Source organism: Caballeronia sp. M1242, from assembly GCF_017220215.1.
Classification (GTDB): Bacteria; Pseudomonadota; Gammaproteobacteria; order Burkholderiales; family Burkholderiaceae; genus Caballeronia.
Map to the genome: position 1 here is coordinate 653532 of NZ_CP071131.1, position 12757 is coordinate 666288.

At 65.8% G+C, this 12757-nt stretch carries 15 protein-coding genes; 8 read left to right on the forward strand and 7 right to left on the reverse strand.

Annotated features, from left to right (window positions below):
* Positions 1-289 precede the first annotated feature (289 nt).
* From JYK05_RS22470 to JYK05_RS26560, 3 genes are read right to left on the reverse strand one after another with little or no spacing between them, the layout of a single operon-like run.
* Positions 290-1633 carry a HAMP domain-containing sensor histidine kinase gene (locus JYK05_RS22470; protein ID WP_175942507.1) on the reverse strand — a complete coding sequence of 448 codons (1344 nt, stop codon included), beginning with the start codon at positions 1631-1633 and terminating at the stop codon, positions 290-292.
* Entirely contained in the window at positions 1630-2370 is a 741-nt protein-coding gene (locus JYK05_RS22475; protein WP_175942509.1) for a response regulator, read from the reverse strand. The genes JYK05_RS22470 and JYK05_RS22475 overlap by 4 nt, the downstream gene beginning before the upstream one ends.
* A gap of 7 nt (positions 2371-2377) precedes the next feature.
* Complete coding sequence (locus JYK05_RS26560) at positions 2378-2500, reverse strand: hypothetical protein (protein ID WP_256443438.1); 123 nt, start codon at positions 2498-2500, stop codon at positions 2378-2380.
* Between the two features lie 352 nt (positions 2501-2852).
* Here JYK05_RS26560 and JYK05_RS22480 point away from each other — a divergent pair, with 352 nt between their 5' ends.
* The 4 genes from JYK05_RS22480 (at position 2853) to JYK05_RS22495 (ending at position 4553) form a co-directional block, all read left to right on the forward strand.
* Positions 2853-3071 (forward strand): DUF4148 domain-containing protein, encoded by a 219-nt coding sequence (locus tag JYK05_RS22480; RefSeq protein ID WP_175942511.1) that lies wholly within the window; start codon positions 2853-2855, stop codon positions 3069-3071.
* Between the two features lie 67 nt (positions 3072-3138).
* A complete protein-coding gene (locus tag JYK05_RS22485; RefSeq protein WP_241270040.1) occupies positions 3139-3360 on the forward strand; it encodes a DUF4148 domain-containing protein in 222 nt (73 codons plus the stop codon).
* A gap of 47 nt (positions 3361-3407) precedes the next feature.
* The gene (locus JYK05_RS22490; protein ID WP_305870417.1) at positions 3408-3827 is read left to right on the forward strand and encodes an organic hydroperoxide resistance protein; all 420 of its coding nucleotides are present in this window, start codon (positions 3408-3410) and stop codon (positions 3825-3827) included.
* A gap of 189 nt (positions 3828-4016) precedes the next feature.
* A complete protein-coding gene (locus JYK05_RS22495) occupies positions 4017-4553 on the forward strand; it encodes a DUF2934 domain-containing protein (RefSeq protein ID WP_206469892.1) in 537 nt (178 codons plus the stop codon).
* Between the two features lie 47 nt (positions 4554-4600).
* Here the strand turns inward: JYK05_RS22495 and JYK05_RS22500 are convergent, their stop codons facing one another.
* Complete coding sequence (locus JYK05_RS22500; RefSeq protein WP_206469893.1) at positions 4601-5800, reverse strand: YbfB/YjiJ family MFS transporter; 1200 nt, start codon at positions 5798-5800, stop codon at positions 4601-4603.
* A gap of 97 nt (positions 5801-5897) precedes the next feature.
* Here JYK05_RS22500 and JYK05_RS22505 point away from each other — a divergent pair, with 97 nt between their 5' ends.
* Complete coding sequence (locus JYK05_RS22505) at positions 5898-6770, forward strand: LysR family transcriptional regulator (protein WP_206469894.1); 873 nt, start codon at positions 5898-5900, stop codon at positions 6768-6770.
* Between the two features lie 27 nt (positions 6771-6797).
* Here JYK05_RS22505 and JYK05_RS22510 read toward each other — a convergent pair whose 3' ends face one another.
* From JYK05_RS22510 to JYK05_RS22520, 3 genes are all read right to left on the reverse strand, one after another.
* A complete protein-coding gene (locus JYK05_RS22510) occupies positions 6798-7511 on the reverse strand; it encodes a TetR/AcrR family transcriptional regulator (protein ID WP_206469896.1) in 714 nt (237 codons plus the stop codon).
* A 100-nt stretch (positions 7512-7611) separates the two neighbouring features.
* Positions 7612-7893, reverse strand: coding sequence for a hypothetical protein (locus JYK05_RS22515; protein WP_206469898.1), 282 nt, complete (start codon positions 7891-7893; stop codon positions 7612-7614).
* Positions 7894-7934: 41 nt separating this feature from the next.
* Entirely contained in the window at positions 7935-8216 is a 282-nt protein-coding gene (locus JYK05_RS22520) for a hypothetical protein (RefSeq protein WP_175942526.1), read from the reverse strand.
* Between the two features lie 706 nt (positions 8217-8922).
* Between JYK05_RS22520 and JYK05_RS22525 the strand changes: the two genes are divergently transcribed.
* The 3 genes from JYK05_RS22525 to JYK05_RS22535 all read left to right on the forward strand — a co-directional run bounded on the left by JYK05_RS22525 (position 8923) and on the right by JYK05_RS22535 (position 12596).
* A complete protein-coding gene (locus JYK05_RS22525) occupies positions 8923-9645 on the forward strand; it encodes a serine protease (protein WP_241270087.1) in 723 nt (240 codons plus the stop codon).
* A gap of 173 nt (positions 9646-9818) precedes the next feature.
* Positions 9819-11318, forward strand: a complete 1500-nt coding sequence (locus JYK05_RS22530; RefSeq protein ID WP_206469902.1) for a SulP family inorganic anion transporter — start codon at positions 9819-9821, stop codon at positions 11316-11318.
* A gap of 165 nt (positions 11319-11483) precedes the next feature.
* Positions 11484-12596 (forward strand): hypothetical protein, encoded by a 1113-nt coding sequence (locus JYK05_RS22535; protein ID WP_206469905.1) that lies wholly within the window; start codon positions 11484-11486, stop codon positions 12594-12596.
* Positions 12597-12757 lie beyond the last annotated feature (161 nt).

A 12757-nucleotide genomic window follows, 5' to 3' on the forward strand; every position in this document is an offset into this window, starting at 1 on the left:
CCCGCGCCACTTGCCGCGCGATCGCAAGCGCCGGCGGCATGCCGCTCGTGTCCCGATTGCTCGAAGCTTGCCACCCGCACCGCATCGCGCAAGCAGGTCGTGCAGCATGCAACGCGACACCGCCGTCCAAGGATCGAGCAGCGCTTCGAAACCGCCGCCTTCGCGCATATCGAGATCAACTTCGCGTCAATAGCCGCAAGATCGCAAGCACTCGCCGCCGTGCTCAAACTTCTCTTGAGCCTCGCATCGCACGAAACAAGTCGTGCAGCATGCAACGCGAAACAACTACTCACAAAACCAGCCGCGCCTCCAACCCGCCGCCGTCCCGCGAATGCAACGTCAACGTAGCATCCATCGCGCGCGCGAGTTGCCGCGCGATGGCAAGTCCCAGCCCCGTGCCGCCCGTATCGCGATTGCGCGAGCTTTCCAGCCGCACGAAAGGCTCGAACACCGCTTCGAGCGACGCTTCCGGAATGCCCGGTCCGCGATCCATCACCGAGATGCGCGCGCGGCCATCGGCGAGCGGCTTCATCTCGATCTCCGCCGCGCCCGAAAACTTCAGCGCATTGTCGACGAGATTGCCGACGATGCGCCGCAACGCCTGCGGACGCGTCACCATCGCATGGCCAATGCGGCCTTCGAGCGACACGCTCTTTCTCGCGTCGCGGTAGTCGTCGACGATGCTCTCGATGAGCGCATCCGGATCGATGCGCACGGGCGCTTCATGCGTGCCGTGCAACGTCCGCGCGTACGTCACGCCTTCCTTCACGAGCGTTTCCATCTCCTGCAAGTCCTGCCGCAGCTTCGCGCCGGTCGCGCTGTCGTCCATCACGTCCACGCGCAGGCGCATGCGCGTGATCGGCGTCTGCAGATCGTGCGTGATGGCCGCGAGTATCTGCATGCGCTGCGCCATGTACATCGCGACGCGATCCTGCATCGCGTTAAACGCCTTCGCCGCGCGCAGCACTTCGTCCGGGCCTTCTTCGGGCAGGCGCTGTCCCTTGAGATCGGGACCGAGCGTGTCGGCCGCGTGCGCCAGTTCCGCGAGCGGGCGCGTGGCGAGGCGCACCGCGAGCCAGCAGCACGCCACCACCACCGCCAGTTGCAACGCGAGCACGAAAGGCAGCCAGCTCGACAGCGGCGTGCCCTTCATCGGGCGCATGTCGATGGTGAGCGGCGAGCCATCGGAGAGGCGCAAGTGGATCTGGAACCGTTCGGCGTGGCCGGGCACGGCGTTCGCCGTCAGCGGATAACGCTTGCCGATGCCTTCGGCGATCGACTGCGCGAATCGCTCGGACAACGCGGCGTCCGGCGGCGCGCCGCTCACGCCCGGGCCGAGGATGAAATCGTACGTGCGCCGCGCGAGTCGCGGCAACCACGCGGCGCGCTCGCCGGGCGGCAGGTGATCGAGCAGCGCGACCGAACTCGCCACTTCGCGCTCGACATAGCCCGTCATCACGTTCGTCATGCTTCGGTCGCGCTCGGTCATGGTGAGCCAGAACGCGGCCGCCTGCGCCACCGCGAGCCCGATCAGCAAGATGACCGCGAGCCGCGCGAAGAGCGTGCGCGGCAAGCGCAGCCACGCGGCGGCTGCGCGCGGCGCGTCCTCCGATACCCCGATGCGCGTGCTCATGGCGTGCCGCCGAGCGGCGTCACCGCGGCGGAGAACACATAGCCCTCGCTGCGCAGCGTCTTGATGTAGCGCGGCTCGCGCGCTTCGTCCTTCAGGCGCTGACGCAGGCGGCTCACGAGCAGGTCGATGGAACGGTCGAACGGATCGGCCTGACGGCCTTGCGTCAGATTGAGCAACTGATCGCGCGTGAGCACGCGCTGCGGATGATCCAGAAACACGCGCAGCAAGCGATATTCGGCGCCGGAGAGCGCGACCATCGTGCCATCGGCGTCGAGCAGATGACGCGCGGTCGTGTCGAGCCGCCAGTCGCCGAAAGCCAGCACGGGCGCGGTCTCCGTCACCTGCATGCCGGGCGGCAGCATGCGCGTGCGGCGCAGGACGGAGCGCATCCGCGCGAGCAGCTCGCGCACGGCGAACGGTTTCGGCAGATAGTCGTCCGCGCCCATTTCGAGGCCGAGAATGCGATCGGCTTCCTCGTTGCGCGCGGTCAGCATGAGCACCGGAACGGAGCGGAACTTGCCCGCGCGCAGTTCGCGGCATAGCACGAGTCCGTCTTCGCCCGGCAGCATCAGATCGAGCACGATCAGATCCGGCGCGCCCTGTTCGAGCACGGCGCGCATCTGCCGGCCATTGGCGGCAAGCGACACGCGCATGCCGTTCTTCTCCAGATACGTCGCGAGCAGTTCGCGGATGCCGCGGTCGTCGTCGACGATCAGCACGTGGTCGTTGGTTTCCATCGATCGCTCATGGCTTCTTGCGCTTGTATTGCACCCGGGCGGGCGTGAGCAACAGGCACTGCACCGGATGCGCGAGTTCGGCCGCCAGTCCGCCCGCGAGGAAGGCGACGATTGCCAGCATGCGTTTCACGGATGACTCCAGCGTTGACATGCAAGCTTTATAGCCCAAAGCGCGCGCGGTTTCGACAGGCGGGCGGCGCGTTTTGTATCGCAGTGTATCCGCGGCTTTGGGCGATACATAGCGTTGCACGCGTCGATCACGTTGCGACCCGCGCGGCGCCGCGTTTGTATCGCCATGTATCCGGAAGCAGCCTGATACAGAGCGATTCGAACACGGCGCTCATCTGAAACATGGCGGATACACGGGGGCGTTTCAATGGCGTCACGGCAGCAGACGGTGCAAACAACGCAAGTTCACACGCAAGTGAGCGCGGGCCGGCACCTGATGAGCGTCGTCACTCTCAACCTCAAGGAGCTTAATCATGAAGACCTCGATCATCGCTTTGTTCGTCGCCGCGAGCGCTTTCGCGGGAGCCGCGCAAGCCGCAGTCAACGATACCGCGCCCGCGTCGCAGGATACACAGTCGTCGGCGGTGCATCGCGTCATGGGCAAGACGCGCGCCGAAGTCCGCAGCGAACTCGTGCAGGCGCAGAAGAGCGGACAGATCGCGGCGCTGGCGAGTCTCTATCGCGGTAGCTGAGTGACTGCGTTGCGCATCGCCCGATTTCCAATCATTCGCAAGATCACTTTCAACCTCAAGGAGCTTAATGATGAAGACCTCGATCATCGCTTTATTCGTCGCCGCGAGCGCTTTCGCGGGAGCCGCGCAGGCCGCAGTCAACGATACCGCGCCCGCGTCGCAGGATGCGCAGTCGTCGGCGGTGCATCGCGTCATGGGCAAGACGCGCGCTGAAGTCCGCAGCGAACTCGTGCAGGCGCAAAAGAGCGGACAGATCGCGGCGCTGGCGAGTCTGTATCGCGGTAGCTAAGCGCTTGCGTTTCGCATCGCCTGATTTCCAACCATTCGAGGATCACCATGACGACACACATGGATACTGTGCTCTATACCGGCAAAACGCGCGTAACCGGAGGCCGCGAAGGACACGCGCGCAGCTCCGACGGCCGGCTCGACGTAAAGCTCTCGACGCCCGGCGCGGCCGGCGCGGGCACCAACCCGGAGCAGATGTTCGCGGCGGGCTGGTCGGCGTGTTTCATCGGCGCAATGCGCAAGGCCGCCGCCGTGCTGCAAGTGAAGCTGCCCGAGGATACGGCCGTCGACGCCGAAGTGGATCTCGGCACGCACGACGGCGCGTATCTGCTGCGCGCGCGGCTTGCGGTGAGTCTGCCGGGCATCGACCGCGATACGGCGCACGCGATCGTCGAGGGCGCGCATCAGACCTGCCCGTACTCGAAGGCGACGCGCGGCAATATCGACGTGACCATCGAGGTCGTATGAGAGCGACGGCATGGCGGCGGCGCGAGGATGCGCTCGCTGCCGCCGGAATGTAGTGACTTCCGGGGACGCGTAAGAGCGGGCATGGCGCGTGCCATGAGCGAGAACGGTCGTCGATTGCGCGTCCGCGGTTGAACGGCGCGAGACGACCTGATATGTTCGCTTGAACCTCACTCAGCCCTCGGAGTCACGATGCAGTCCAAGTTGCGCGAAGAAGATATCCGAACCCGTGCCTATCTCCTCTGGGAGGCCGATGGCCGGCATTCCGGGCGCGATCACGTTTATTGGCAGCAGGCCATCGCTCAACTGAAGGAAGAAGGCGTCGCGCCGTCGCGCGATGCGGTCATCGACGAACATGGGGCTTCAGGCGCGAAGAAGCCGTCGAAGGCCAAGAAGGGCGCTGCGGCCTCCGATACGCCCGTTACTTCCGAGGCCGACAAGAAGGCGAAAGCGAAAACGAAGACGCCGGTCAAAACCGCAGCGAAGACCGCAACCAAGACCGCAACCAAGACCGCGACCAAGACTGCGGCGAAGTCCGAACCGAAGTCCGCTGCGAAGAAGCCAGCGAAGCCGAAGGAACCGGCGGCCGAAGCGAAGGCCAAGTCCACCGCCGCCGCGAGCGAGCCGAAAGCCAAGCGCGGCAGCAAGACGGCTGGTGCCGATGCTTCCAAGCCCGCGAAGAAGCCGCGCGGGACGAAGGCCGTCGAAGGACAGGCCGAGTCGAGCTAACGCTGCGGCGAGCGTCCGACAGGCATATCGACGCGAGGCGCGGTTCGCTAAGCGTCCGCGCCGCCGCCCCGCCTGCTCACGATAGCCAACGCGACCGCGCCCAGCGCCAGCGCCGCGGCCGCGATCCACAGCGCGTACGAGAACGATCCGGTTCGCTCCGCGATCGGCGCGGCGACGATCGGCCCGACGATTTGTCCGAGGCCATACGCGCCCGTCGCGTAGCCCATCAGCCCGGCTGCCGCGTCGCCGCGCAAGCGGCGCGCTTCGCGCATGGCGAAGAGCGTGATCGCGGTGAACGGCAAACCGAGCAGCACGGTGCCCGCGCCCAGCCCGATGGCGGTCGGCGACACGACGCCGAGACCGATGCCCGCCGCCTGCACGATGTAGCACGCAGCCAGCAAGCGCCGGTTGTCCCATGTAATCGGCAGACGGGCGCCGAAGACCGCGCCCACCATCAGCGCCAGACCGAAGGCCGGCCAGAACAGATCGGGCCACGGCGACCCCGGCAACGCGTGTCGCGCGATGACCGGCAGAAACGTCGCGGTGATGATGTAGCCGAAGCCGGCGAGACCATACAGGCTGACGAGCCAGAACGCATCGCCACGCGTCGAGGCGTGCGCGGTGGCGCTTGCGGCGCGCGCGTGCGCCGAGGCCGGCGGGGGCGTCAGCGCGAACGCCTGCCAGATGAACGCGATCGCTACTGCCGAGCACGCCGCGAAGCCCGTCCATACCCACGGCGCGCTGACGCCGTACGCGGCGGCACCCGCCCCGAGCAGCCCGGTCGCGACGATGCCGACGCCCGGTCCCGCGTAGATCACGCCGCTCATGCCGTGCGCGTTCAGTTCCGCGAGGCGCCGCAGGCCCCATTGCGATGCGAACACGAACGCCCACGCGCTGACGACGCCCGCCGCGAAGCGTATCGCGGTCCACGCCCAGAAGACGTGCACGAGACCCATCGCCAGCGTGAAGACGGCGGTCGTCACGAGCGCGAGTCGCACCATGCGGCCGTGATCGACGCGAATGGCCGCGCACGTAAGCGCGCCGATCAGATACCCCGCGTAATTGGCCGATGCGAGCCATCCGCCCTGACGAATATCGAGCGCGCCGCTCTTGAGCATCAAGGGCAAGAGCGGCGTGAACGCGAATCGACCGACGCCGAGCGCCACGGCGAGCGCGACGGCACAGGCGAGCGCCGCATCGCGCGCGGGATGCGTTGACGGTGCGTGAGCTTCAGCAGACGTAGCCATGACAGATCGAGAAAGACGAGCAGTTTCTCGATGCTAGCTTGACCGCCGCATCTTGAAAAATGAATAATCAAGATGCGATCAATCTCGGATGCAGATCATGGACCTGGGCTCATTGGCGATTTTCCGGACTGTCGTGCGCGAAGCGGGCGTGACGAAAGCGGCGGCGAAGCTCAATCGCGTGCAGTCGAACGTGACCACGCGCATACGCCAACTGGAGGAGACGCTCGGCACCGAGCTTTTCGAGCGCAACGGCCGAAAGCTCGTGCTCACGCCCGCCGGCGAGACGCTGCTGCCGTACGCCGAGCGCCTGCTCGCGCTGGCCGACGAAGCGCGTCACGCGGTGCGCGAAAATCGTCCGCAAGGGCGTTTGCGTCTCGGCACTATGGAAAGCACGGCCGCGAGCCGGCTGCCGCGCGTGCTCGCGGCCTACCATCAACGCTGGCCGGACGTGACGCTGGAACTGGCGACGGGCGTGACGCGCGCGCTCATCGACAGCGTGCGTGCGTATGAAGTCGATGCCGCCGTGCTCGCGCGTCCTATCGAGCCGAACGCGCTTCCCGCCGAGCTGTTCGAAACGGTGCCCGTGTTCGAGGAAGAACTCGTGCTGGTCACGCCGCGCGGCCAGCATCCGACCGCCATGGCGCAGCAGATCGCCGGGCTCACGCTCGTGGCGTTCGAGCGCGGCTGCGCGTATCGCGCATATGCGATGCGCTGGTACGAAGAGCAAGGCATCCGGCCGGCGCGCGTGCTGGAACTCGGTTCGTATCACGCGATCGTCGCGTGCGTGTCCGCGGGCGCGGGCGTGGCCGTCGCGCCGCGCTCGGTGCTGGAACTCGCGGGACTGGCCGACGAAGTGGAACTGCATTCGCTCGGCGATCTCGGCCGCGTGAGCACGCTGCTCGTGTGGCGCAAGGGCCACTTCTCGGCGGCGCTCGGCGCATTGCGCGACTTGCTGCTCGCGCGGTCGTGAGCGCCTACGCGTCGCCAGCGTCGCCCGTTAAGACGCTTTGCCGATGTTCAACTGCACCTGGTCGATCGCCGCCATGACGAGATCGTCTGCGTGGCGAATGCCTTCGGCGGAGGCGGCGAGTCCGTCCAGACGGCCATCGATCAGCAGCAAGGCGAGGCCGTGCACATACGCCCACGCAGCGGTGAGCGCAACGGCGCGCGACGCGTCCATCGGCCCGAAAGTATGCTTGCCCGATGGCGGGCCGAGCGGCGCGTCACCGAATACGCCGGCCAACGCAAGGCCGGCGGTTCGTCGCGCCTCGATGAGCGATGGCCTTTCGGCATCGAACATCTCGCCGCGCGACATCAGCCGCATGAGATCCGGGTTCTTCTTCGCGAACTCGATATAGCCACGCGCGATGGCCCTCGGCCTCTCCGACGCGTCCTGCACGTCCCGCGCGCTATTCGCGATGCACGCCGACAGACGCATGAAGCCATCGGCCGCGAGTTCGCTCAGCACGCCCGCCGTATCGCCAAAGTGATGCTGAGGCGCGGTATGCGACACGCCCGCCTCGCGCGCGATGGCTCTGAGGCTCAGCCCGCTGATTCCGTCGCGCTTCAGGACCACTTCGGCGGCCTGCAACAACGCTTGCGGCAGCGATCCGTGGTGATAGGGCTTGTGCTGTTCTTTTTCCGTTGGCTTCGCCGCGCGCTTTCTGGCTCGCGTCGGCTCGGCGAGACCGCTTTCGCTGTTGTCGACCATGTCGGTGGCATCGCATTTTTACATTGGAAACTTATGGTGATGCGTTCACGGCGAAATGTCAAAGACCGGTCCGCATGGAGAGCGCGCGCGGTCTGTCCGGTCACGGCACTGATCTTTCGTCCGTCATCGCGCGATGCGCGCCCGCAACGGGCGCTTCGTCCGCGAGCGAGCCGAAGCGCGCAGCGAGCCATTCCTGCGCCCATTGCCGCGCGAAGGCCACCGCGTCGTCACGCAAGTCGAAGCCTGCGAGATCGCCGCTCATGAAGACGTCGGTCTCGCTGCCGTCCGCGTTCGTCGCGCTGATGCGCACGTGCGCGATGTATTCGCCGTCCGCCCTGCGGGGCGTCGGGTCGATGCGATAAGGGGATGAAGTGGATTGCATGATGCTCTTCCTTCGATGCAGCGTGTCCGCTGTTCTGCGCGTCAATCGAAGAGCGTCCGATCCTTCGCACACGTGTCGATCATTTTCTCGGCGTACGCGGTCGATGCGCGCCGCGCGTCACCCGCGTTGCGGAACGGCTCTCGCGCGTCGAGCCTGAACACGCGGCTTCGCGTCACGCCGTCTGCGAGGCCCGGCTCCTGAATGCGCACGGCGGCGTCGAAACCGTCGTCGTAATTGTGGGCGCGGCCCGAGACCTGCGGCCGATGCGGAAACACGAGCGGATGAATTTCTAGACCACGGTAAAGACGGAAGTCGACTGTCATGAGAGGCTCTCGCGCCGCGCGGTGGCGGCAAATAAGTAGTGCGCGTGGAAAGTATCGGTAGTGATGACGCTTTGGCCGCGTTGCACGGCCGCGAACCACGCGAGAGTCATTCGCCGTCGGTCACGAGTCGCTCAGCTAGTCCATCGTACGCGCTTCGGAGACTTTGTACAGCGAAATTTCCGGCTTGCGTCCCGGGCGGCTCGAAGCGTTCGAAGAGGCTGCAACGTTGCCGCGCGATGTGCCTATAATGGACCGCACTCGACACATCCTTCCTGCAAGAGGCGCGTGATTTCCTGGCGCCTCATGGTCCGCATTTGCATTCATCGCGGCTTCGAATCAAAGACTCATATCGAGCGCTCGCGTCGCTTGCCGCACAGTCGCCATCAGCGCAACGAGCAATGACGCTTCAACAGGACACTCACTCATGCAAGCGCATATCCTCGACGTCTATTCGAGCCCGAATGGCGACACGTGGCGCTTGCGCATCGGCGCCGACGAATCGCGCGTCGTTCAACATGTCCCTAACGCGGCTTCGGGCGGGCAGGCATCGGAGATGTCGGTAGAGGCGTTCCTATCGTCCGACGAAGCGACGCCGCAACGCGAGGCGCTAGTCGCCTTGCTCGACCAGCTTCGACGCGACGCCGACCAGCCGAGCACGCAGACTTCGAATGAACGCGCAGCGCCCCGCAAGTCCGCTGCCGACCCGCTGTTGCTCACCGCTGCGCGCGTCAGGACCTTCGCGGACGAAGCGCATCTGACGAATGCGAGCGGCTTTTTCTTCGCTCGCGATGAACGGCTTTTTCTCGTGACGAGCCGTCATGTGGTCAGCGATGCGCCGAGCGAGCACTTTCCCGATCGGCTCGAAATAGAACTGCACATCGACGCCGACAACCTCGGCGCTTCGACTTGGTTCTCGTTGCCGTTGTATGCGGACGGCGTCGCGCTATGGCGAGAAGGCGCGGACGATGGCGGCGCGATCGATGTCGCCGTGCTCGAACTTGCGCGTGATCGCCTGCCCGCGACCGCGCGCTTCGATGCGTTCGGTCCCGAGCATCTGCCGAAGCCCGACGGCGCGCTGCCGGTCGGCGCTTCGGTGCTGATCGTCGGTTTTCCGCTGGGCTTTCACGATTCGCTGCATCATCTGCCGGTCGTGAGGCAGGGCGTCATCGCGTCGGCGTTCGGGCTGCGCTTCCAGGGCAAAGGATGCTTTATCACCGATGCGCGCACGCATCGCGGCACGAGCGGCGCGCCGGTCGTCACCCGCGATCCGTCGAAGGCGGGCACGCCTGAAGCGTCACGGCTGCCGTGGCTGTTGCTCGGCATTCACTCATCGACAATCGATATGGGCTCCCGCGACGTGCAGGTGGATGAAACGCTCGGCCTCAACAGCGCGTGGTACTCGGACATTCTCATGACGTTGACGCGTTGAGCGAGCGCGCCGTCCGGACGCGATTTTCACCATCCTGTTAAAATAGGCGCTCTTCGCACGTCCCGACGCATCGCATGCCCGCACCGCAGCTATCGCGTTGCCAGCGGGCCGAGCCTCTGTTGTCACCAACCGGCGCACTCGCGCCGCACGTCTTCGTCCGAATCCATACCGCCATGACTCAACCCGCGACCGGGACTCACACGCGCGTCGTCTCGCGCCTCTCATTGCCGTCGTCACGCGCCGAATGGGTGCGGGAGATTCTCGCGGGCGTCGTGACGAGCCTCGCGCTGATCCCCGAGGTCATTTCGTTCGCCTTCATTTCGGGTGTCGAGCCGCGTTCGGCGTTGTTCGCCTCGGTCGTGCTGCTGATCGTCACGTCGCTGCTCGGCGGACGGCCCGCCATGGTCACTGCCGCGGCGGGGTCGGTGGCGCTCGTCGTCGCGCCGATGGTCCACGCGCACGGCGCGGGCTACATTCTCCCCGCCGTGCTGCTCGCGGGCTTGATACAGATCGCGTTCGGCGCGCTGGGCTTCGCGCGCATCGTGCGCTTCATTCCGCGCTCGGTTATGCTCGGTTTCGTCAACGCGCTCGGCGTGCTCATCTTCTGCGCGCAGATTCCGCATCTCGTCGACGAACCGCTTGCGGTGTACGCGCTGTTCGCGATCACGCTCGCCATCGTCGTGATCGGGCCGCGCGTGACGCGGGCGGTGCCGGCGCCGCTCATCGCGATCATCGTGGCGACCGTGCTCGCCATTGCGTTGCACTGGTCGGTGCCGACGGTCGGCGGCGATCGTCCCATGTCGTCGGACTTGCCCGGCCTCACGCTCTGGTCCGTGCCGTTCGATCTGAGCACGTTGAAGATCGTATGGCAAACGGCGGTGTCCATTGCGTTCGTCGGCTTGCTGGAGACGCTGCTGACCGCGAAGCTCGTCGACGAAGTGACCGCGACGCGCTCGCACAAGTCGCGCGAATCGTGGGCGCTCGGGCTCGCGAATCTCGGCGCGGGCGCCTTCGGCGGCATTGCCGGCTGCGCGATGATCGGGCAGACGGTCGTGAACGTGGAGATCGGCGGGGCGCGCACGCGCGTGTCCACGCTCGCGGCGGCGGCCACGCTGCTTCTGCTCATCACCGGGCTGAGTTCGGTGATGGCGCGCATCCCGATGGTGGCGCTCGCCGGCGTGATGATGGTCGTCGCGGTCAAGACGGTGGACTGGCACAGCCTGCGCCCGGCCACGTTGCGCCGCATGCCGCTCATGGAAACGTCCGTCATGCTCACCTCGATCGCGCTGACCGTGTACACGGGCAATCTCGCGATCGGCGTGGTCGGCGGCGTGTTGCTGGCGACGGTGCTGTTCGCGCGGCGCGTCGCTCACGTGATCCGCACGACGCGCGCCGTATCGGATGACGGCGAAAGCGTGCGTTACGAAGTGCACGGACCGCTTTTCTTCGGCAGCAGCAACGATCTCGTCGACCAGTTCGAGTACGACGCCGATCCGCGCTCGGTCGTCATCGACTTCGCGAAATCCCAGGTGTGGGATGCATCGACCGTCGCGGTGCTGGACTCCATCGAGAGCAAATACCGGCAGCGCGATGTGGCCGTGCAGTTCGTCGGGCTGGACGAGCGCAGCCGGGCGTTCCACGCGCGGTTGAGCGGAACCTTGAATGCCGGTTGAAAGGCGGCGCGTTTCGCTGTCGAATGACGCGCCGAAGTCAAAGGTAAGACGAATTCGCCCGATACGTTAAACACCGCACAATTGCGCGTTTGCCCAGCGTGTACTGTTCTCCCTGACCGCCCGATTTGAGAGGCGGAACAAGCGAAAACAGATACGGGGAAGCAAATGAAATCACGTGCAGCGGTTGCGTTGAGTGTCCTGTTGGCTGCGTGCGGCGGCGGTGGCGGCGGGGGTGCATCGAACGGCGGGACGACGGCGGCGTCGGCCGCGCCGGCGTCCAGTTCCACGGCCACGGTGTGCTCGGGCGGTCCTTTCACCACGGACGCGAGCAAAGTGTGTTCGGATGCGTCGGGCAAGGTCGTCACGGCCTACGTGTACGCGCAGCCGCAAACGGTCATCGCCGATGGTACGGTCATCTCCGCGAATACGACGTGGCCCGCGAGCGGCTCGCCGTACTACATCGCGGGAACGGTGCAGGTCGCCAAGGGCGCGACGCTCACGATTCCGGATGGCGTCGTCGTCGAGGGCCTGAAGCCCGTGCCTTGCGCGGCCGACTGCATCGGCACCGTGCCGACCAAGGGCATCATCAACGTGGCGGGGCAACTGAACGTCGGCGGCAGCAACCAGTCGCAGCTGCTCGGCGTGACCGTCAGCAACGTGGACGGCACCGTGGGCGGCGGCACCGTGAGCATCCAGCACGCGCTGCTGCAAGACGCGTTCGTGCAGATCAGCCCCGCAGCGCCGTTCTCGATGACCTACAGCCAGGCGTACCGGCTGAACGTCACGCGGATCGTTCGCGCGGGCGTCACCACCTATCAGGCCGGAACGAACGGCTATCCGAGCTTCAAGAACGCCACGCTGAAGTACAACACGTTCGTCGACTCCGCCGCGTTCGCCTTCGATCCTTCGGTCGTCATGCAGAACAACTTGTTCGTGAACATGGTCGACGGACTCGTGCTGATCGACGATTTCCCGGCGACGGGCGCGCCCACCGGCATCGCGAAGAACAATTCCTTCCTCTTCAAGAAGGATTCGCCCAATCTAAATCGCCAGGTCATCGCGGCGCACGGCACGTACAACGCGTCGACGATTCATACGCTCGATTTCTCGAACAACTTCTGGGGCGTGACGGACAACACGACGATCCAATCGCGCATTCTCGACAGCACGAATTCGACCAGCCCGCGACTGCCGAACATCGTGAACTACGCGCCTGCAGCCACCACGGCCGACCCCGCCACGCCGGCCGATCCGCAAAGCGTCACGCCCAACGTCTGATCTCCGACGGCTGGAACAGTCGACGGCCGCGCGAGCTTCAGGGCTCCGCGGCTGTCGGCGGGATAATCCTGCACAAAAAACCGGCTAACGCAGCGAAACCGCGTGGCATACTCGGCACGGTACTCATCGGAACGTCGGGTTCATGCGAAGCCGTTTTACTC